This window comes from Flavobacterium algoris, from assembly GCF_048158525.1.
GTDB classification, from domain to species: Bacteria; Bacteroidota; Bacteroidia; order Flavobacteriales; family Flavobacteriaceae; genus Flavobacterium; species Flavobacterium algoris.
Genome location: NZ_JBLNKT010000010.1, coordinates 32386 through 54540 on the forward strand (window position 1 = coordinate 32386; position 22155 = coordinate 54540).

The window sequence follows — 22155 nt, forward strand, 5'->3', positions numbered from 1 at the left end:
TCAAAAGATGAAAGGATCATTCAAACTCGGAAAAGTAGCCGGTATTGGAATATTTATTCACTGGACATTTTCATTACTTATTCTGTTCATCATTTTTATGAACTACAAATCAGGCCAAAATACCACACAAATAATTTGGTCTGTTGTATTTATCTTATGCATTTTTATTACTGTTTTACTGCATGAATTAGGACATGCGCTAGCTGCAAAAAACTATAATATAAAAACTGAGGACATCACTCTTTTACCCATTGGAGGATTGGCGCGATTAGAAAGAATTCCCGAAAAACCATTAGAAGAATTAATCGTTGCTTTTGCGGGACCATTAGTAAATATTGCATTGGCATTTATAACGGCATTTTTTATTTCGATTCCTGACAATACGGATAAATTGATGACAGAATTATCTAATGGCGTCAATGCCAATAATTTCTTTCTCAACTTCTTTTTAGTTAATTTTTGGTTGGCAATTTTCAATTTAATTCCTGCATTTCCTATGGATGGCGGTAGAGTTTTACGGGCACTATTGTCCTTTAAACTTCCCCGAAATGTTGCAACCCGAATCGCGGCTCGTATTGGTCAATTTCTGGCAATGGCTTTTATTATTTTAGGTTTTTTTACCTCTCCTTTTTTGATTTTCATAGGTATATTTGTCATTATAGGTGCACAAATTGAAGCTGATTATACAGAATCAAAATTCATGTTGAAAGGCTTTAAAGTCCAGGATGTGGTCATGAAAGATTATCAGACAATAGATGCAGATGAAAAAATAAAAAAAGCAGTAGAATTGCTTCTGGACAGCCAAAACAAGAATTTTTTGATTACTGAAAATAACATTCCCGTGGGAACACTGAATCGGGACCAAATAATAATGGCACTTTCTAAAAAAGGAGATGATGAATTTATATACAATGTCATGGATCGAAATTTAATTATTCTCGTAAGCAATTCCCTTTTGGAAAACGTTTTTGAGTTGATCCAGCAAAATAAATCAACATTAATGCTCGTTATGGAAAACAATCAACTTATAGGAACTTTGGACATTGAAAATCTGTTGGAATTCATACTGATTAATGAAGTTAAAATAAAAAAAGCCCATGATAGAAAGTAAAATTAGCCGTATTGCTCCTAAAAGTCTGGAGCTAGTTTATAGTGGCGAAGATTATTTTTCAAGATTGGAAACTATTATTCATAATTCCCAGATTGAACTTCATATTCAAATGTATCTTTTTGAAAACGATGCAACGGGAAAAAGAATTATTGCGGCAATAAAAGAAGCGGCATCCCGTCAGGTTAAAATTTTCATTCTTTTAGATGGTTTAGGCTCTTTATCGTTTCCTTCTGATATAATTGATGAACTTAGACAAGACGGAATAAATATTCGGTTTTTCGCCCCTTTATTTTCAGCGTATACATTTTACCTTGGTAGAAGATTGCATCAAAAAGTAATAGTTGCTGATGCAAAAATCGCACTAATAGGCGGAATAAATATTGCCGATAAATACTGTGGTACCCCAACTGAAGTACCTTGGCTTGATTATGCCGTTCAATTAAATAGTACAATTGCCCAACCACTTCAGGAACTTTGCAGAAACATTTATTTTAAGAAAAAAAGGGTAAGCAGTAGAAAAATAAAATCGATCTTTCATGTTCAGGAAGATGCTTTGGTCCGTATCATTCAAAATGATTGGCTAAAAAGAAAAAATGAAATTTGTGATGGGTATATCAAATCCATTTGCCATGCAAAAAAAGAAATAATAATCGTGGGAAGTTATTTTCTTCCCGGAATTAGAATCATTAAAGCATTAAATAAAGCGTCCAAAAACAATGTAAAAATTAAATTAATTTTATCGGGTATTTCAGATCTTCCCATAACACGGCGGGCAACTTGTTTTCTTTATAACAAACTGCTGCATTATAATATAGAATTATACGAATGGAACCAATCTGTTTTACACGGAAAATCAGCTGTAATTGATGGCTATTGGACTACTATAGGCTCCTTTAATTTGAATAATTTAAGTTCGTATGGAAGTGTAGAAATGAACGTTGAAATAAATTCTACTGTATTTTCTAAAATGTATCAATCCCACCTCAACCAAATCATTGCCAAATGTGAACCTATAACCCTTGAATCGTTAGAAATAAAGACTCATTTCTTTTCTAAATTTATTAATCTATTCTCGTATTTCGTTACTCGACTAATCGAAATACTTATTACTTACACCCCTTATAAACGTTTCTATACTTGACCTAATAAATCAAAATTTAAAAGCGATTAATCCATTTTTACAAGACTAAAAAATTATACAGATTAATACTAACAATACAATATTTTTTGTAACTTTATACTTGTAAAACACTAAAAATAAGTATTTTAAATATTTCATAAACGCTTGTTTAGAATTTTAAAAAATGGAACCACATCGAATAAAAACCAAAAAAAAAGAGGAATGGATCCAAAAGGATTTCGAAAGTAAAATTCCGAAATTGGATCGAAAAACAGTGTTTCTTCCCAGTCAGGATGAATTGTTCTTTTAGTTCATTTCCCAAAGAAACTTGTTAGTTTAGACTAGCGACGGAACCGTGAGTCACTGTTCTGTAATTGAATGCTCTTTCAAGCACCAGGTTCAAAAGATTCTCCGCAGAGCTACGAACTTTTAAACCGGTATTCTTAATTGGGGTTAGGGACATAAAAGTCCCTACTCCATTAACGATGTAACCTTATGGATTTTATTCAATACAAAGAGACCTTTTCACACGATGCCCAGAAAAAAGGCTATTTAGAACAGAATATTAAACGCTGTCTGGATTATGCTGAAGTTTTATTTGCACATGATGTTCCTGTAATTTATAATCTAACCCATTTATCCCTTTTGGTTGGATACAAAAAAGAATTTCTAAAAAAAGCAGCTCTTTATCCCAAACGTTATTATCGGGATTTTGAGCTTTTAAAAAAAAATGGCAGCAAGCGACTTATTTCTGAGCCACTTCCCAGTTTGAAAGAAATCCAAATTTGGATTCTCAGAAATATCCTTTATAAAGTGCCTATTAGTCCTTTTGCGAAAGCATATAAACCTAATATAAGCATCCTTGAAAACCTTAAATTCCATAAGAACCAACCCAAAGTTTTCACGCTGGATTTAGAACATTTTTTTCCATCTATTGGCTTTGACGTCGTTGAAAAAGAATTTCTTGAATTGGGATATTCCAAAATGATCTCGAAATTGCTTTCAAAACTATGCATCCGTGATGGAAGCTTGCCACAAGGTGCACCAACAAGTCCCTATCTTTCGAATTTAATTTTCAAAAAAGCCGATGCCGTAATTTCTGATTATTGCAAACAACACAAAATAAGATACACCCGCTATGCAGACGATTTGAGTTTTTCCGGAGATTTTGATGAAAATAAGTTACTTCACAAAGTAACTGAAACCGTTGGGAAATTAAATCTTCGTATCAATAAAAACAAAACCAAACTGATGACGCCCAATACACGTCAAACAGTTACTGGCATTGTAGTCAATGAAAAACCACAGGTAGTATTTCATAAACGCAATGAATTAAGGCAAGCCATGTATTATATTACGAAATTTGGTTTCGAAGAGCACCGCGAATACAAAGAGATTGACCAGAAAAATTATCTGGAACATCTGTTGGGAAAAATAAATTTTGTACTACAAATTAACCCCAAAGATGCGGAATTTATAGGCTACAAAACCATACTAATTGCTTTAAAAAAGAAACAAGATTTAAAAACGATGGAAGATAAATTGATTCCAATTTAAAAAAATATTTTTTATAAAAAGCTCCAATTTGGAGCTTTTTTAATTATATAACCAACTGAAATAAAACATTTTATTTAATTTTAATATTAAATAATTAATTAAATTTGATATGCAAAATTTATAAAATTTATAATCCGCTGTAGTCCAGATTTAGATATTTCTGAATTCCAGAAAACAATTGGTAACAGTCAAATTTCAAACTTCTAAAAATCTTCATAAATACATTAAAATTAAAGTCCATGAAAAAAATAACAGCAATTATCGTAACCCTATTTTTCTCTACTTTTCTATTGGCACAAACAACTTGGAAAGCAGATCCGATGCATTCAAAACTAACTTTTAGCACCGTGCATCATGGCATTTCTGATATTGCCGGATTATTCAAAATATTTGAGATAACCGCTACAGCCAACAAAGCTGATTTTAGTGATGCCCACTTTGAGCTTTCAACAGAAGTAACCTCCATTAATACTGAAGTGGAAATGCGAGACAATCATTTGCGAAGTGCTGAATTTTTTGAAGTAGAAAAATATCCGAAAATGACTTTTAAAAGCACATCCATAAAAAAATTCGGAAAAGAAAAAGGCAAATACAAACTAATGGGCAACCTCACGCTACACGGTATTACAAAGCCAGTAACTATTAATATTTGGTATAGAGGAACGATCGTAAATCCGCAATCAAAAGCAATTACAGCCGGTTTTCAGTTTAGCGGCATTCTAAAACGATCCGATTTTGATATTGGTCCAAAATTTCCTGCGCCAATGATTAGTAATGAAGTAAAAATTAAAGCTGATAGTGAATTCATCAAACAACAGGTTTCTGCTAATGGATTGTAAAATCGTTGCCAATGATCCTAGCAAAATAATTATGAATGAAGAACAAAATTCTTCTATTGATTAGTTCTAAAAAGAGTACCTTTTTTAGGGCTAATTCATTCATAATAAACACCAAATTCTAATTTTAACAACGAAAAATTGATTAAATTTGATAGTAGAAATAATCCATTGGTAGGATGTTTTTTTTGCACTTCTGGATATTTAGATTAAAGTAAAATCTAATCAAAAGATATGGAAAACATAAAAAAAATAGTAATCGCAGTTGACAATGACCCCACTTCAGAGAAAATTGCTTTGAGTGGTTTTAAACTTGGCCTTCAACTAAAGGCTGAAATTGCATTATTAAGCGTTGTTGACCTCACAATGCTTATAACTGAAGGTGCAGTCACTCCTAAGGAATTTGCTGACATCACCATAAACGACTACAAAAAAAATCAACAAATGCTTGTTGACACCGTATTCAAGGAACATAAAATCTGGACTTTTGTAGAAGAAGGAATACCATACGAAGTAATTTTAAATGTGGCCAAAGAATGGGATGCTGATTTAATTGTTATAGGTACACACGGCAGAACTGGATTTTCACACTTAATTATGGGCAGTATCGCTGAAAAAGTAATTCGACATTCAGAAATACCAGTATTTATTATACCTACCAAGCCATGATAGAAAATTTCTTCCTAACGAAACATACGGAAGAAACAATCCGAAGATCAATTGTAAAAACGATTAGTTACCAATTTGATAATCAAATAATTATAAAAACAATCTAGGATGGCATTTATAGACTATTATAAAATCCTTGAAGTGGATAAAAAAGCAACGGAAGCCGATATTAAAAAGGCATATCGCAAAATGGCCCGAAAATACCATCCCGACTTAAATCCGAATGATAACGAAGCAGAAAGAAAGTTTAAGGAAATCAATGAAGCCAACGAAGTATTGAGCCACACTGAAAATCGTAAAAAATATGATGAATACGGTGAAAACTGGCAGCATGCTGAGCAATATGAAAAAGCAAAACAGCAAGGTCAATATTCAAGAGGTGGACAGCAAGATGGTTATGGAGGATTTAGCGGTGGCGGTAGTGGTGATTTCTCTGATTTTTTCGAATCTATGTTTGGTGGTCGTGCATCAGGAGGTGGCGGTCGCCGTCGTAGTGCCCAATTTAAAGGACAAGATTTCAGTACTGAATTACATCTGGACCTAAAAGACGTATACACCACCCACAAGCGAACCTTAACTATCAATGGCAAAAACATTCGAATCACTATTCCTGCCGGAGTCGAGAATGGACAACAAATAAAAATCAGCGGACTTGGAGGAGAAGGCTCCGATGGTGGACCAAAAGGGGATTTGTATATCACTTTCACTGTTGAAAACCACACTAATTTCAAGTTGGATAAATCCAATTTATACTCCACAGTGGATTTAGATTTATACACCGCCATATTAGGTGGCGAAATCACCGCAGATACATTTGACGGGAAAGTAAAACTTACGGTAAAATCCGGAACCCAAAACGGAACAAAAGTAAAACTGAAAGGAAAAGGATTCCCTATTTATAAAAAAGAAGACGAATTTGGTGATTTATACATTACGTATCAAATACAAATCCCCACAAACCTTACCGAAAAAGAAAAAGAATTATTTACGGAACTTGCTAAGTTAAGAACGATATGAACATAGAAAACCTCATCCCATTACCTACATTAAGCACCCATTACAAAGTGGAAATCTCTTTCTTTAACAATCTCATTGAGATGGGTTTACTTGAAATAAAAACAATTGAAGAAACACAATACATTCACCCAGATGCCATTTTTGAAATAGAGAAAATGATTCGGATGCATCAGGAATTAGCCGTTAATACTGAGGGAATTGATGTAGTATTTAATCTTTTACAAAAAATAGAAGACTTACAGAATGAACTGACTTCCGTTAAAAACAGATTGCGATTGTACGAAAGTTAATTTATAAATAAAGTATTATAAACACATCCAAAATTATATTTCTATTTTGGACAATACATGAATTCTGTTTTGGTTCCAACTATGTTTTTGTACTTTTTTTAAATAAAAAACACCTCTTAACGTCTTATTTCATTGGATAATTTTGTATTCTATCTCTAAAACACAATTAGTAAGATTATTCAAACATTAAATTATTTTTATTGTAACAAAAATCCATAAAGTCATACTAATTTTAAAATCAAATTTTATTTTAATATGGCAAATCTTACAGAGTATTGGTGGGTATTAGTTTTAGTTTTATTTATCGTTTTTTACAAATTCGTTTTACGTGTTTTCTTCGGAATGGTAATAGTACCGGAAGATAAAATTGGTTTAGTTACCAAAAAATTCGTTCTCTTTGGAGCCGAAAAATCATTACCTGATGGAAGAATAATTGCTACCAAAGGCGAAGCAGGTTTTCAGGCTAAAACACTTGCACCAGGGTTATATTGGGCAATGTGGCCTTGGCAATATTCAGTAAACATGACCTCATTTACCATTATACCTGAGGGAAATATTGGTTTACTATTGAGTAAAGATGGCGCCGAAATTCCAACAGGTCGAATTTTAGCACAAAAAGTAAATTCTGACAATTTTCAAGATGCTACTTTATTTCTAAATAATGGTGGACAAAAAGGACGTCAATCAGCCTTTATCACAACAGGATCTTATCGTATCAATACTTTTTTGTTTGAAGTAGTGATGACACCACAAATCGTGATTTTTGAAAACATGGTCGGAATTGTCACTGCAATGGATGGAGAACCTATTCCAATAGGTCAAATTGCAGGTAAATTTGTAGAAAACCACAATAACTTTCAAGATTTTGACCAGTTTCTAAAAAATGGCGGAAATAGAGGATTACAACCTCAAGTTATTTTGGCTGGTTCCTATTATATCAATACATGGGCGGTACAAATTGAGCAAAACCCAATGACAGATGTACCTATTGGTTATGTTGGCGTGGTAATTTCCTATATTGGAGAAGACGGAAAAGATGTTACCGGAGATACTTTCAAACATGGAAATATTGTTTCAAAAGGGCAACGTGGAGTTTGGATGGAGCCTTTTGGTCCGGGAAAATATGCTTTGAACAAATATACTACAAAACTGGAACCAGTTCCGACAACCAATTTAGTTTTGAATTGGGCCGATGCCAGAAGCGAATCCCACAATTTAGACAAAAATCTATCAACTATTACAGTACGTTCTAAAGATGGATTTCCTTTTAATCTGGATGTTTCACAAATTATACATGTGCCTGCAAATGAAGCACCAAAAGTTATTGCCCGTTTTGGGAGCATGAACAATCTTGTTTCTCAGGTTTTAGAACCAACAATTGGAAACTACTTTAGAAACTCAGCACAGGACAGCGATGTGATTTCGTTTCTTTCCACCAGAAAAGAGCGTCAAGAATCAGCTAAAAATCATATCAAAACGGTTTTAGATGAATACAATGTAAATGCTGTGGACACCTTAATAGGAGATATTGTTCCACCGGAATCATTAATGAAAACGTTAACCGATAGAAAAATTGCCGAAGAAGAGCAAAAAACCTATCAAACCCAAAGAATGGCACAAGAACAACGTCAAGGTGTAGAAAAAGAAACTGCCATTGCAGATATGCAAAAAGAAATTGTAAAAGCATCACAAAGTGTTGAAATTGCGCAACGTACAGCTGATGCAACGGTTAAAAAAGCCGAAGGGGATGCAACTAGTTTAAAACTCAATGTAAATGCGGAAGCCGAAGCTACAAAAATGCGTGCCAATGCCGAAGCTGAAGCTACAAAAGCAAGAGCCGGAGCACAAGCCGAAGCAACGAAACTTACCGCAAGTGCAGAAGCTGAAAGAATTTCTAAAACTGGTCTTGCAGAAGCTGAAAAAATTATGGCCATTGGTAAATCAACTGCCGAAGCGTATCAATTACAAGTTTCAGCAATGGGTGGTGATAATTTTACAAAATATAAAATAACCGAGGAAATTGGTAAAGGAAAAATCAAAGTAATTCCAGATGTTCTAATTTCGGGAAATGCAGGTTCTGACGGCGGTATCAGTGGCCTTCTAGGAATGAAATTAATGGAAATGATGGATACTAAAAACGGGAAAGACGAATCAAGTACAAAATAATCTTCGATTTAAATTAGTATCAAAAAATCCGCTTTTCTGCGGATTTTTTTTTGTCTTTTTTATAACTAATTAATGTTTCGTATATTTTCTCTAAAAACCATAAAAAAACAAGCGAACAACACCTAATACTACTGTAAATCAGTAAAATAATCGTATATTTGGGTAGCCATTTTCTGTTGAAAATTAATTCATTCGCTTATGGATAGTTTTTCTAAAATAATCGAAATATTCAAAGGTTTTCTACTTGAAATTGGCGAACTCTCTTATTTTGCAGGGCGTTTTTTTAAAGAAGTTTTTAAACGTCCTTCTGAATTCAAAGAATTTCTTCGTCAATGCTTTAATATGGGAAACCGTTCTCTACTGCTTGTTGCCGTTACAGGATTCATCATTGGTTTAGTATTCACTTTACAATCAAGACCTACTTTACAGGAATTTGGTGCCGTTTCCTGGATGCCCTCCATGGTAAGTATTTCGATAATAAGAGAAATTGGACCTATTATAACTGCCTTGATTTGTGCAGGACGTATTGGTTCCGGTATTGGTGCCGAATTAGGTTCCATGAGAGTTACGGAACAAATTGATGCTATGGAAGTTTCAGGCACAAATCCCTTTAAATATTTAGTGGTGACCCGCATATTGGCAACTACTTTTATGCTTCCCCTGTTGGTTTTTTTTGGGGATTTTATTGCCATTTTCGGTTCCTATCTCGTGGAAAACATCAAAGGAAATGTTTCTTTTTTATTGTATTACAATCAGGTTTTTGATGCATTGGAATTTGGGGATCTAATACCCGCAACAATTAAAACTTTCTTTTTTGGGTTTGCCATAGGATTAGTGGGCTGTTTTAAGGGATATAATTGTAAAAAAGGAACTGCAGGTGTGGGTTTAGCAGCAAACTCTGCGGTAGTTTTTACCTCAATGTTACTTTTTATTATTGACTTTATTGCTGTTTTTATTACCAATATTTTTTATGATTTATAACTGATTATGAGTACATCTATACCATATACGGAGCCTATTATAGAAATCAAAGACTTACGAAAGAGCTATGGTGACAATCATGTTTTGGATGGTTTTCATATGGTTTTGAACAAAGGGGAAAATCTGGTTATTATGGGAAAATCTGGTTCAGGAAAATCAGTAATGATAAAATGCCTGATTGGATTAGAAGAACCTGACAGTGGATCTATTGTAATTATGGGCAAAAACATTGCTGAACTAGACCATGAAGAATTAGACGAACTCCGGACTGAAGTTGGATTTCTTTTTCAGGGAAGTGCTTTGTATGATTCGATGACCGTCAGGGAAAATCTGGAATTCCCATTGCGTCGTCACAAGAAAAAATTTGGAAAAATAAAAGATACGACTCCACTGGTTATGGAAGCGCTAGGAAATGTAGGTTTGGCACACACAATAAATCTAATGCCCGAAGAACTTTCGGGTGGAATGAAACGCAGGATTGCTTTAGCAAGAACTTTAATTCTACAACCAAGTATTATTCTTTATGATGAACCAACTACTGGATTAGATCCCATAACGGCAAAAGAAATTTTGTTGTTAATGATGTCTATCCAACAAAAATACAATACCTCGGCAATCATAATTACGCATGATGTAGATTGTGCCAGAGTGATTTCGAACAGAATGATTTTATTAGTCGATGGTATCAATTATGCCCAAGGTACTTTTGAGGAATTATCGACCTCAACTGATCCTAAAATACAAGCTTTCTTTAAATAAAAATAAAAATGGAAAAAACGACATCACAAAAAATACGTCTTGGACTTTTTGTAATAATCGGGTTATTGATTTTCATTCTAGCCGTTTATTTCATTGGCGACAAGCAAAAAATGTTTGGAAAAACCAACCATTTAGAGGCTATTTTTAATAATGTAAATGGCTTACAATTAGGAAATAATGTGCGCTATTCCGGAATAAATGTGGGAACTGTACGCGCCATAGAAATGATTAATGATTCTACCATTAAAGTGGATATGCTTATTGATAAAACCATTTTCCATAATATACGGAAAAATGCTATTGCCACCATAGGTTCTGATGGTTTAGTAGGGAGTATGATCATAAACATTATCCCAGGAAAAGGAACGGCAGTCTCCTTAGAACCAGGAGATGAAATACATTCCTTAAGTCGCATTCGTACGGATGATATGCTCAATACCCTTGGTGTGACTAATAAGAATGCGGCACTTCTTACAACTGATTTACTTAAAATTACAAAGGAAATAACGCAAGGAAAAGGAACTGTCGGTTTATTAATTAAAGATTCCATTTTAGCCAACGATTTGAAAGAGACTATGCATTATTTGAAAATCACAGGAAAAACAACCTCGGAATCTGTAACAAAAATAAACGAACTCATTTCTTCTTTAGATAATAAAAATAATGTGATTGGTGTTTTGAAAGATACGGCTGTCGCCAATAATATAAAAACAATTGTCCGAAACTTAGATGAATCAAGCAATAAAATAGACAAAGTCATAACCAACCTTAATTCGACAATTGTAAATATCAAAGAAGGAAAAGGGGCCATTAACTACCTTTCTAATGACCCAAATTTAGTTCGAAAAATAGATTCGACAATGAAAAACATAAATGAAGCCAGTTTTCGGTTAAATGAAAATATGGAAGCTTTGAAACACAATTTTTTATTTCGGGGTTATTTTAAAAAACAGGGAAAAGCAAAATTGAAAGAGCAGAAAAAATAGGAGATTGAATCTGTACCGAAAAAATAAATTACAAAAAATCAACTCATGGTTACTATAGAAAAACTTGGTATTATACTAAGCCCAACTGAAAGAACTTTTGAAAGTACAGGAGTTTTAAATCCTGGTATTTATCAAGATGGAAACACAGTACATATTTTATACAGAGCGGTACAGAAAGGAAATTTATCTACCATTGGATATGCCAAAACAGAAGGCCCGATAAAAATAGTTGAAAGAGCAGAAAAACCTATTATTGTTCAAGATTATGATTATGAAAAACAAGGCGTCGAAGACCCCAGAATTGTAAAAATTGAAGATACCTATTATATAACCTATACTGCTTATGACGGTATCAATGCTATGGGAGCACTTGCTACTTCTAAGGATTTGATACATTTTGAAAAACAGGGAATAATTACACCTCCGGTTAACTATCAGCAATATGAAAGTCATGTGAATTTTTGCAATGCGAGTAAACTAAACCCGAAATACCATGAATATTATAATCTTTTTTCACAAATAGGACTTAAAAGTGATGAAACCCGCTTACTACGTGATAAAGATGTGGTACTGTTTCCAAGGAAAATAAACGGACAATTTGTCCTTTTGCATAGAATATGGCCGGGTATTCAAATTGTAAAATTTGACAACTGGAAAGATTTAACTTTATCTTTTTGGGAAAATTATCTGAAGAACTTAACAGATCATATTCTTTTAGATCCAAAAGATGCTTACGAAATGAGTTACATTGGAGCTGGAGTTCCCCCAATAGAAACTCCTGATGGATGGTTGCTAATTTATCATGGGGTACACGAAACAACAACAGGCAAAATCTATCATGCTAAAGCTGCTTTATTGCATCTAGAAAAACCTGAAATGGAGATATCCAGACTCCCCTATCCGCTCTTCTCTCCTACCAAACAATGGGAAATAGAAGGCGAAGACAACGATGTCGTATTCCCAACCGGCCATGCATTGTTCGGGAATGAGCTTTACATATACTATGGTGCGGCTGACAAACATATTGCTGTTGCTAAAATGAATATCAACGAATTGCTTCTTGAATTAAGAAAACAACCTTAAAAAAAGCGCCATGAAATTTGAAAAAGTAATAAAAATGCTAATTGTAAGTTCTTATTCGCCAAGAGAATGCGGGATAGCGACTTTTTCTAATGACATTGTAAATGCAGTGGAAATTGTTTTTGGGGAAACACTTCCTGTCGAGGTCTGTGCTTTGCAAAATAGTGATCAAAACTTCTCCTATAATGCTGAAGTAACCTATATTTTGCCTGTTGATTCATTAGAGCATTATAGGCTGGTTGCTGAGAAAATAAACGAACGAAATGATATTGGCTTGGTTTGTATTCAGCACGAATTTGGCCTTTTTAGAGGAGATTATGGCGATTATATTCTCTCATTTATACTAGCACTAAACAAACCAATTGTCACCGTTTTTCATACTGTACTCCCAAACCCGGATGAAAAAAGAAAGAAAATTGTTCATGCCATCGCAGATTTATCTGATAAAATTATTGTGCTTACCAAAAACTCAGAAACAATTTTGATTAGAGATTACGAATTGCCTAAAATGAAAACAATCGTAATTCCGCATGGCAATCATACTGTACTATGGGAACAAAAAGAGGAATTGAAAAACAAATATGATTTCTCCAATAAAATAGTGATGTCCACATTTGGTTTAATTAATAAAAACAAAGGTATCGAAACCGTATTACGCGCTTTGCCGGAAATTGTCAAGAAACATCCTGAAGTTATTTATTTAGTGATTGGCAAAACGCATCCTGAAATAATTTGTTGCGAAGGGGAAAAATATCGGGACATCCTTACGGGTATTGTCCATGAACTCCGTTTGGAAAACAATGTTATTTTTATCAATGAATACCTTCAATTGTGGCAATTACTGGAATATTTAACGGTCTCGGATATCTATTTATTTTCTTCCAAAGACCCCAATCAAGCTGTCAGCGGAACTTTTGCTTATGCGATGAGCTGTGGTTGTGCCGTTATTTCTACTCCCATACCGCACGCTGTTGAATCTCTTGTAAATGGCAACGGAATACTATTGAATGGGTTTGATCAACCGGAAGAATTCGAAAAAGCAATTTTGCATCTTATCGAAAATAAAGCGGAACGGATTGCCATGGGCAAAAATGCATTTTCATTGGCGCATGCCACAACATGGGAGAATATTGCTATTCAGTATCGGTTATTATTTGACCAATTGACGAATCGGGAAGAAGATTTAAAGTTTAATTTTCCTCCAATAAAATTAGACCATATTAAGAAACTCACCACTGATTTTGGAATCCTTCAATTTTCAAAATTCAGTCAGCCTGATCCTGAATCAGGTTATACTTTAGATGATAATGCCAGAGCATTAATCAATATGATATTGTATAACCAAGCTTTCCCAGACAATAAAACTTTAAAATTAGCCAGTATCTATTTAAATTTCATAGAAGGAATTCAACGAAACAATGGCTGGTTTGATAATTACAAAAGCTTTGACCATCAATTAACGAAACAAAATGGAGAAGTTAATCTTGAAGATGCTAACGGGAGAGCTTTATGGAGCTTGGGAACCGTGATTGCCCATAGAGAATCGGTACCTACAGATATGATTGTACGGGCAGAAAAATGTTGGAATAACGCAATCAAAAGAATTGACGACATTAAATCTCCAAGAGCCATTGCCTATGCTTTGAAAGGGCTGTACCATTATTATTCAGCTCATAAAAAAGAGAGTATAAAGCAAAAAATAGAAAAATTTGCCGATGAACTTTTGCGTCATTACAACATCAATTCAGCAGAAAATTGGTGCTGGTATGAAGATTATATGACTTATGCCAATAACGTTTTGCCTGAAGCGATGATGTACAGTTATTTAGTTACAAAAAATCCTAAGTATAAAAAAATTGCGGCCATCACATTTGATTTTCTCCTTTCTCATTATTTCATGAAAGGACAGATAAAAGTAATCTCTAACAGAGGCTGGTTCAAGAAAGAAAATGAAAGAGTTTTCTATGGAGAGCAGCCTATTGAAGTAGCCACTACAATTATTGCATTGGATTTATTTTATGAAGTAACCAAAAACAAAAAGTACAAAGACCAATTAAAACTCGCTTTTATCTGGTTTTTAGGAAATAACCATCTGAAACAAATCATGTATAATCCTGAAAATGGTGCTTCCTACGATGGATTAGAAGACAAACACATCAACATCAATCAAGGTGCAGAATCTACCTTATGCTATTTCAAAGCGAGATTAATTATGGAAAAATATGCCGTGAATTAACGAATTTGATTCTGTGATTTCTATTTTGAAAACAGCAATTGCAAATGACTTAATTCTATAAACAACAGTATATTAATTTGGGCGTGCCCCTCCGTAAAAACTTCGGGTCGTGCTGTACGTTCCCGCTTTTTTATTAGAGGCAAAAAAGCCTCTAATAAAAAGAGCTCCACTACCATCACTCACGCAAAAAAAAGCGATCAACGATACCATTAGCCATAAAATAAACAAATTCAGCACATATCTAATTTGTTCATTTATACGTACTTTTTAAATACTTTTCAATGCTTCAATAAGCAAATCAATATCTTCTTTTGAGTTATAATGACTTAAAGAAATACGCAAACTTGGTTTTTTCAAATCTTCATTCGAAAGCATTTCCGCCAATACATGTGAGGGTTTTATGCTTCCGCTTTGACAGGCACTTCCTCGAGAAACTGCAATTCCTTTCATGTCTAAATGAAATAAAATCATCGCGGTTTTATCTTCAGAAAAAGGCAATAAAACATTCAATATATTATAAAATCCATCAACGCTTCCGTTGATTACAAAAGCTGGAAATTCAATTTCGAGTTGGGCAATCAAGTAATTTTTCAATTCAGAGATATGCTTTCTTTCTGCTTCTAAATTAGCATAAGAAAGCTCCAGTGCTTTTGCCATTCCCGCAATTTGGTGTAGGGCTTCCGTTCCTGCCCGTAATCCTTTTTCCTGCTCGCCACCAAAAAACAAGGGTTGCAAACCGGAGTTTTTTCGAATAAAAGCAAACCCAACCCCTTTAGGACCGTGAAATTTATGAGCGCTTGCCACAATAAAATTAATCGGTAGCGCTTGTAAATCAATCGCTGTTTTTCCAATGGACTGCACGGTATCTGAATGAAATAAGACATTGTGTTCTTGGCAAATTAGTCCTACTCTATCCAAATCTAAAACAGTTCCAGTTTCATTATTCACATGCATCAGGCTTACCAAAGTTTTCTTTTCCTGAGAAAGCAGCTCTACTAAATCAGTGATATCAATTTCGCCATTTGGTTTAACAGCCACATAATCAACCTGAATACTGTATTCGCTTTGCAAAACTAAAATCGTATATAAAACGGCATGATGCTCTATTTTACTGGTAATGATTCGCTCTACTTTCAAATCTTTAACGGCAGAACGAAGAATCCAATTATTAGCTTCAGTGCCACAGGAAGTAAAAATTATTTCTTGCGCAGTACCATTCAAATGTTTTGCAATTGACTTTCTGGACAGTTCTAAAATACTTTTGGCATTACGCCCAAAACTATGCGTTGACGATGGATTTCCATAATCTTCGGTCATAACTTTGGTCATTTCTTGAATAACTTCCGGACGAATTGCTGTTGTAGAAGCATTATCGAGATATACTTTTTTCATTTTTTGAAATTATAAAATTATTTTGAAGCTTCCAGTTCTGATGGTGCTCCTTTCAATTTTCTGGAAAAGATCAGTTTCTCATTAAAGACAACTATTGAAACCAAAATCAGAAAATAAGAAAACAATTGAAGGGTAGTCACCTGTTCATGGTAATAGAATATGGCTAATAAAAAACCAATAATTGGATTAATATAGATCATAATTCCAACTGCTGACGAATTAATCCCTTTCAATGCATACAAATTTAAAAACAAAGGAATAATCGTAAAACAAACTACGATTACTAACAAACAGCTGTAAAACAATGATTCTGTGGGCAAGGTTCCACTATAATTTGGATAAAAAGGCAAGAGAATTAGGGCTGTAAAAACCAATTGAATGGTCAAAACAAGGAATTTATCCAATTCACTATTCTTTCGTTGACTCACTAAATACATCGCATAAGTTGCTGCTGTAATAAGACTGTAGAAAATATCTTCAAAATGATTGATAGACAATAAAACACAACTAAAAGCACTTATCATTACTGCAAACCATTGCCATTTACTCAGCTTTTCTTTCAATATAAAAAAAGCGAATATCGTGGTTAAGATGGGACATATTAAATAGGCTAAAGAAGCTGCTTTTACACTGATATGATTCATTACATAAATGAAAACAAACCAGTTTGAGGATAAAAACACGCCACCTCCAAGTGTCAATACAACAACACTTCGTCTCTGTTTAGGAGCCATGCTTTTAAAATGGTTCCAATCCTTTTTTAAAACTTTTTTTCTAAAAGAAAGATTAATCAACAGCATGGTAACAACACTAAAAAAAACGCGGTAAAATAAAATGTCCAAAGACGGGTAATCATGCAATGGTTTTAATGCTAAACTAAAAAAACCCCAGACAAAAAAGGCAGAAAAAGCGGCTAAATAGTATTTGTTGAGTCTCATATCCAGTATTAAATTGACGCAAAGATAATGATTTCTATTTGCTTTGAATTAACGCTTTCTTGTCAAATCAAGAAAGCATTGACAATTGTTTTTAAATCATTATTTAAAATCTAAAAGCCTAAAATGCTGTTAAATTCAATGATTTTGAATAGGAATGTATTTGGAACAAATTAAAAATTCTATTTTTGTTTCAAATACTATACATATGAAAAGAGTTGCAAGCCTATTGGTTTTAGCGTTGCTGTTAAACAGCTGTGATGATGGAAATTTGACTTTGGAAACTATTGATTTCTCAACTGCTACAACACAAAAATGCACTACCAATAATAATATCATCTATAAACTTAAAGAAAAGGAATCATTACTTCTTGACATCCCAGCAAGTACATTCTTAAACGAACCCAGCTTGGTTGACACTCCTGTAATTCTAGATATCAATACGACTAACAGAGTCGTATATCGTTTTTATGACGGAACGGTTGCCTCACCTACCATTTGTGAATCTATACCACCAGCAACACCTATTGTAACAGACCAATGGACAGCTACTGCTGGAAAAATTCAAATATTTACTACTGCTGTAAAAACTACAAATGCAACTGATAACAGCACCAAAATAACAGGTTACAATCACAATATTGTTTTCAAAAATATCACTTTTGCAAAAAGTAGTGGTACCCAAGTCTATGAAACATTTGCATTTGGAGATTATGTTACTTCAGCAACTTCATTACCATTTGGGTTTGATAAAACATTAGAACAATGCCCAACATCAAAACAAATTTACGATAATAACAGTAGCGAAGCGCTCACATTAGACATCGATCCTACTTTGATTGTTAATAGTGCTACTCCTCTAAATACTCCTAGAACCGCACTTATAAGCGCAACAGTTAATAAGCTTACCTATCGATTATTTTCAGGTTTATTAACCTCTAGCTATTTTTGCACAACTACAGTTCCCACAACTCCTGCGATAAGTGAAGAGTGGATTGCCGTGGCCGGAGTTTCAAATGTAAGTGGAATTATTGAAGTAACTACAACGTCTTTTGCAAACGGTTTTAAACACACTATCGTGCTTAAAAATGTTACAATGAAGAAAGGAAATAATGATTTCAAATTAGGTGACAACTACATTTATGGCGAACTTTTAACAGCAAATTAAACACCAGTAAAAATTTAAAGTCAAGCCTATTTTACCCTAAAAAAAGCGTCGATTCTTAAGGATATTTTCATTTGAAAATATCCTTAAGAATCGATGCTTTTTTTGTGTTGTATAAAACCTAAAACGAGAATTATTTAGTGCTTTGTTTTATAAAAACTTCAGTAGCACCTTGACCGTATTTTTGATAATTACCTTCTTGAAAAGCAATATTGTCATACCGACCAAATAAAAAATCAAGCTCTGCTTTTAAGATTCCTTCACCAACACCATGTATAAAAACAATCTTAGGAATGCGATTTCGAATGGCAAATTCTATGTGTCTTTTTGCCGTTTCAGTTTGCAAGGTCAGAATATCATAATTAGACATTCCACGCTTGTTAGGAACTAATTTTTCGATGTGCAAATCGAACTCCGGAGCTGAAATTTCATGTTTATCTTTACGTTCTTTGACAAAACTACGTGGTTTTGGGATCTCTTTCTCCTTTGAAATTTCATCTACATTAATTCTTCTAATAGAATCCATTAAATTACTGGAATCGTTTATCTTAAGCAATTCATTGACAAAAAATGTCATCACAAAACCATCCTCTGTCTCTATCGTTACTTGCTTGTCTTTTACAGATAACACTACTCCGTTCATGGCTTCATCAAGCACTGAAACTTTATCTCCTTTATTAAACATTTTCGTCTTCTTTATCTTGATTTTTACTTGGTGTCTTAGCGCTCAATTGCATCATTCCAAACATAAAAACAACAATTGTAACAACCATTACATAAACATTTTTCTCTGCTTTTACTTGCTCATATAAAGCTATAATGATCGCAATAATCATTATGGGAATTAAAAACTTTTTCATCTCTTTAAATATCAGTTTCCAAAAGTAATGAATTTAAAATTGCTCTATTTATTATCTCAACCGTTTCTTATTTTTTTGTAAAATTGTAAAAAGAAAAAACCATTGGATTTAGAAAAATATATGTTCCCTTGTTTAAGCAAAACACTCTTTGGAGTGGAGTGTTTGGGATGCGGTTTTCAGAGAGGACTTCTATTGCTTTTACAAGGTGATTTTATAGCCGCTTTCAAGATGTATCCTGCCATTTTTACTACTCTATTATTTTTAGGAACTATTAGTTTACATTTTATCGACAAACGAAATAATTATCAAAAATACATAATTGGAATAGGAATCCTAAATGGGATATTTATGATTGCTGGTTATTTCTATAAACACTATTAAGCGATAATTTTATTTTTCTAATTTTAGAAAATAAATCTTTAAGAATAAAAAATCAGGTTTTGATTTATTAAAAATTAAACCATTTAAATTCTTTCTAAGTCATAAAAATTATTATTTTTGATAATATAACAAATCAAATTAATTTGGTTCTAAATTACATTTGAAGTTAATCTATTAGTAACAAAAACATACCTGCCTTTATTTTGATTAAAGCCTTTATGAAAAAAATCAACCTTAAAAAAACAACTCTACAAAAAACTGTTTTTTTTATAATTCTCATTCTAGGTATAATCTATCTTTACTTTACTTGGATGCGCTTTAAAGATAATCGAGATGAAAATGTGTTACAAATTGCGAAATCAATCGAAGTATCCTTACCGAAAGAAAGTTTAAAAACACTTCAGGCAAACCTTTCCGATATCAACAGACCCGAGTATAAGGCATTAAAAAAAAATCTAAAGGAAATAGTTCGGGTTAATCCTAAAGCAAGTTTTGCGTATTTATATACCCAAAAAAATGGGAAAATATATTTCATCGTCGATTCAGAACCTGAAACTTCAAAAAATTACTCTCCTCCTGGACAAGAATACACTGAAGCAGATGGACCAACCTACCAAGCTTTTAATGATGGAAAGGATATTATTACAGAACCTTCTAGCGACAGATGGGGGACTTGGGTTAGTGCTTATATACCCATAAAAGATAAAACTACCGGTAAAACTATTGCAGTATATGGAATGGATTTTGACGCAAAATCATGGGATAATGATTTATTAATTGAAGTAATTGAATCCAGCTTACTGGTATTATTATTCCTAATTACGTCGCATTTTTTATTTAAAATAATAGCCAAAAACAAGATACTCAATTTCGACATAATCAATCGAAAAACAGAAGAAGAGAAATTACATAATGCTTTAATAGTCCTTAACAAAAAAAACGACGAGCTGGATCAATTTGCTTATATAGTTTCACATGATTTAAAAGCACCACTAAGAGCTATTTACAGCCTTTCAGAATGGATTATTGAGGATTTAGATATCGTTTCTGATGAAACAAATTCAAATTTTAAATTACTACAAGGAAGAATTCAAAGGATGGAAAACTTAATCAATGGTATTTTAGAGTATTCCCGCATTGGAACTGTTAATATCGAAGTTGAAAAGGCAGATTTACATCAAATGCTGGAAGAAATAGTTGAATCTATAGTACCCAAGGATAGGTTCGAAGTTATTATTGGGAACAATTTTCCCGTTATTTCTACTGAAAAAATATTAATGCACCAGGTTTTTAGTAACTTGATAAGCAATGCGGTAAAATATAACGACAAACCTATTGGAAAAATAGAATATACTTATCTTTCATTACCTGATTTTCATCAATTTACCATAAAAGATAACGGCCCTGGAATACCCGAAAAATACCAAGAAAAAGTATTTGGTGTTTTTCAGACTATTTTAGCCCGAGATGTCAAAGAAAGTACTGGAATTGGGTTGTCGATTGTCAAAAAAATCATCGAAGGAAAATCAGGAAAGATTCATATAGAATCTGACGGAATTTATGGTACCAGTTTTATTTTTACTATCCCTAAAAACCCAAAAACGACAGTATCATAAAATTTACTCTTTTGCACGCGACAAATGAATAATTCAAGAATATTATAATTGTTATATTTTTCGGGAATATCCCTAAAAATGTTACCAATCAAGAAAAACATTGTATTCTCATTCAATATGCCAATTTCTTTGTGTTAATGTTGCCACTGTTTCTAAAAATCGCCTTACTTTTATGCTTTTAAATTAATAATTCAATCCTATAATCGTGACAAAAGATCTGATTATCAAAAATATTAGCGCTTTAAAAAGCCATTTCTCCATCAACTACGGAATCAAGACGAAAACGGAAGCCTTTACTGAAAAATTATTCTATACGCTATTTGATGCTAATGCTCCACTGGATGAAAGTATAGCTGAACTTGAATTACAATTCAAAGAAATTTCAGCAATTGCTTGTAAAAAACCACATGCATTATGCGATTCTATTTGGGACAAATATCTGGAAAGTTTACCATCTGTACTTGAAAAACTGAATCAGGATGCTGCTTACATTTTAGAAAATGACCCTGCTTCAAACAGTATTGAAGAAGTCTATTTGGCATATCCAGGATTCTACGCCATTGCCATATATAGATTAAGCCATGAACTATATTTATTAGACCTATTGCTTTTCTCCAGATTAATGAGCGAATACGCGCATCGCATCACGGGTACAGACATTCACGCAGGTGCAACTATCGCATCGCCTTTCTTTATCGATCATGCCACCGGAATTGTAATTGGGGAGACTACTGTGATTGAAAAACACGTAAAAATTTACCAAGGAGTAACTTTAGGAGCATTAAGTGTGAGCAAAGACATGAAAAATGCAAAAAGACATCCTACCGTGGAGAAAAATGTTTGCATTTATGCCAATGCAACTATTCTAGGCGGAGAAACCGTAATTGGTAAAAATAGTATTATTGGGGGAAATGCTTGGATTACCAAATCTATTCCGGCAAAATCGATGGTACTCAACACCACGACTACAGAAGTAAAAATAAAAGAAATAAATTAGC

21 protein-coding genes are annotated in these 22155 nt (G+C 33.4%); 17 read left to right on the plus strand and 4 right to left on the minus strand.

The window, feature by feature from the left end; genetic code table 11:
* Positions 1-7 precede the first annotated feature (7 nt).
* The 13 genes from ACM55I_RS07435 to ACM55I_RS07495 all read left to right on the plus strand — a co-directional run bounded on the left by ACM55I_RS07435 (position 8) and on the right by ACM55I_RS07495 (position 14808).
* Complete coding sequence (locus ACM55I_RS07435) at positions 8-1111, plus strand: site-2 protease family protein (protein WP_416846143.1); 1104 nt, start codon at positions 8-10, stop codon at positions 1109-1111.
* Positions 1098-2252 (plus strand): phospholipase D-like domain-containing protein, encoded by a 1155-nt coding sequence (locus ACM55I_RS07440; protein WP_416846144.1) that lies wholly within the window; start codon positions 1098-1100, stop codon positions 2250-2252. The genes ACM55I_RS07435 and ACM55I_RS07440 overlap by 14 nt, the downstream gene beginning before the upstream one ends.
* A gap of 474 nt (positions 2253-2726) precedes the next feature.
* Positions 2727-3788, plus strand: a complete 1062-nt coding sequence (locus ACM55I_RS07445; protein ID WP_416846145.1) for a reverse transcriptase domain-containing protein — start codon at positions 2727-2729, stop codon at positions 3786-3788.
* 239 nt (positions 3789-4027) lie between these two features.
* Positions 4028-4627, plus strand: coding sequence for a YceI family protein (locus ACM55I_RS07450; protein WP_416846146.1), 600 nt, complete (start codon positions 4028-4030; stop codon positions 4625-4627).
* Positions 4628-4858: 231 nt separating this feature from the next.
* Positions 4859-5293 carry a universal stress protein gene (locus ACM55I_RS07455; protein ID WP_416846147.1) on the plus strand — a complete coding sequence of 145 codons (435 nt, stop codon included), beginning with the start codon at positions 4859-4861 and terminating at the stop codon, positions 5291-5293.
* 108 nt (positions 5294-5401) lie between these two features.
* The gene (locus tag ACM55I_RS07460; RefSeq protein ID WP_416846148.1) at positions 5402-6310 is read left to right on the plus strand and encodes a DnaJ C-terminal domain-containing protein; all 909 of its coding nucleotides are present in this window, start codon (positions 5402-5404) and stop codon (positions 6308-6310) included.
* On the plus strand, positions 6307-6600 hold the full coding sequence (locus ACM55I_RS07465) for a chaperone modulator CbpM (RefSeq protein ID WP_416846149.1): 294 nt from the start codon (positions 6307-6309) through the stop codon (positions 6598-6600). Before ACM55I_RS07460 ends, ACM55I_RS07465 begins: the two co-directional genes overlap by 4 nt.
* A 255-nt stretch (positions 6601-6855) precedes the next feature.
* On the plus strand, positions 6856-8766 hold the full coding sequence (locus ACM55I_RS07470; RefSeq protein WP_039107671.1) for an SPFH domain-containing protein: 1911 nt from the start codon (positions 6856-6858) through the stop codon (positions 8764-8766).
* Between the two features lie 198 nt (positions 8767-8964).
* Positions 8965-9747 carry an MlaE family ABC transporter permease gene (locus ACM55I_RS07475; protein ID WP_416846150.1) on the plus strand — a complete coding sequence of 261 codons (783 nt, stop codon included), beginning with the start codon at positions 8965-8967 and terminating at the stop codon, positions 9745-9747.
* Positions 9748-9753: 6 nt separating this feature from the next.
* Positions 9754-10506 carry an ABC transporter ATP-binding protein gene (locus ACM55I_RS07480; protein WP_416846151.1) on the plus strand — a complete coding sequence of 251 codons (753 nt, stop codon included), beginning with the start codon at positions 9754-9756 and terminating at the stop codon, positions 10504-10506.
* An 8-nt stretch (positions 10507-10514) separates the two neighbouring features.
* Positions 10515-11492 (plus strand): MlaD family protein, encoded by a 978-nt coding sequence (locus ACM55I_RS07485; protein ID WP_416846152.1) that lies wholly within the window; start codon positions 10515-10517, stop codon positions 11490-11492.
* A 45-nt stretch (positions 11493-11537) separates the two neighbouring features.
* Complete coding sequence (locus ACM55I_RS07490) at positions 11538-12575, plus strand: glycoside hydrolase family 130 protein (RefSeq protein ID WP_416846153.1); 1038 nt, start codon at positions 11538-11540, stop codon at positions 12573-12575.
* A gap of 10 nt (positions 12576-12585) precedes the next feature.
* A complete protein-coding gene (locus ACM55I_RS07495; protein ID WP_416846154.1) occupies positions 12586-14808 on the plus strand; it encodes a glycosyltransferase in 2223 nt (740 codons plus the stop codon).
* A gap of 267 nt (positions 14809-15075) precedes the next feature.
* On the opposite strand, the gene ACM55I_RS07500 is transcribed toward ACM55I_RS07495, so the two are convergent.
* Entirely contained in the window at positions 15076-16200 is a 1125-nt protein-coding gene (locus tag ACM55I_RS07500) for a cysteine desulfurase family protein (RefSeq protein ID WP_416846155.1), read from the minus strand.
* Between the two features lie 17 nt (positions 16201-16217).
* Complete coding sequence (locus ACM55I_RS07505; RefSeq protein WP_416846156.1) at positions 16218-17138, minus strand: EamA family transporter; 921 nt, start codon at positions 17136-17138, stop codon at positions 16218-16220.
* Positions 17139-17343: 205 nt separating this feature from the next.
* On the opposite strand from ACM55I_RS07505, the gene ACM55I_RS07510 reads away from it, so the two are divergent.
* A complete protein-coding gene (locus tag ACM55I_RS07510) occupies positions 17344-18303 on the plus strand; it encodes a hypothetical protein (RefSeq protein WP_416846157.1) in 960 nt (319 codons plus the stop codon).
* Positions 18304-18433: 130 nt separating this feature from the next.
* Here the strand turns inward: ACM55I_RS07510 and ACM55I_RS07515 are convergent, their stop codons facing one another.
* Positions 18434-18985 (minus strand): Smr/MutS family protein, encoded by a 552-nt coding sequence (locus ACM55I_RS07515; RefSeq protein WP_416846158.1) that lies wholly within the window; start codon positions 18983-18985, stop codon positions 18434-18436.
* Positions 18978-19160: a hypothetical protein gene (locus tag ACM55I_RS07520; RefSeq protein ID WP_416846159.1), complete on the minus strand. Its 183-nt coding sequence runs from the start codon at positions 19158-19160 to the stop codon at positions 18978-18980. Before ACM55I_RS07520 ends, ACM55I_RS07515 begins: the two co-directional genes overlap by 8 nt.
* Before the next feature lie 102 nt (positions 19161-19262).
* Here ACM55I_RS07520 and ACM55I_RS07525 point away from each other — a divergent pair, with 102 nt between their 5' ends.
* The 3 genes from ACM55I_RS07525 to epsC all read left to right on the plus strand — a co-directional run bounded on the left by ACM55I_RS07525 (position 19263) and on the right by epsC (position 22154).
* Positions 19263-19541 (plus strand): DUF2752 domain-containing protein, encoded by a 279-nt coding sequence (locus ACM55I_RS07525; protein WP_416846160.1) that lies wholly within the window; start codon positions 19263-19265, stop codon positions 19539-19541.
* Positions 19542-19852: 311 nt separating this feature from the next.
* Positions 19853-21157: an ATP-binding protein gene (locus ACM55I_RS07530; RefSeq protein ID WP_416846161.1), complete on the plus strand. Its 1305-nt coding sequence runs from the start codon at positions 19853-19855 to the stop codon at positions 21155-21157.
* A gap of 205 nt (positions 21158-21362) precedes the next feature.
* Complete coding sequence (gene epsC / locus ACM55I_RS07535) at positions 21363-22154, plus strand: serine O-acetyltransferase EpsC (RefSeq protein ID WP_416846162.1); 792 nt, start codon at positions 21363-21365, stop codon at positions 22152-22154.
* Position 22155 lies beyond the last annotated feature (1 nt).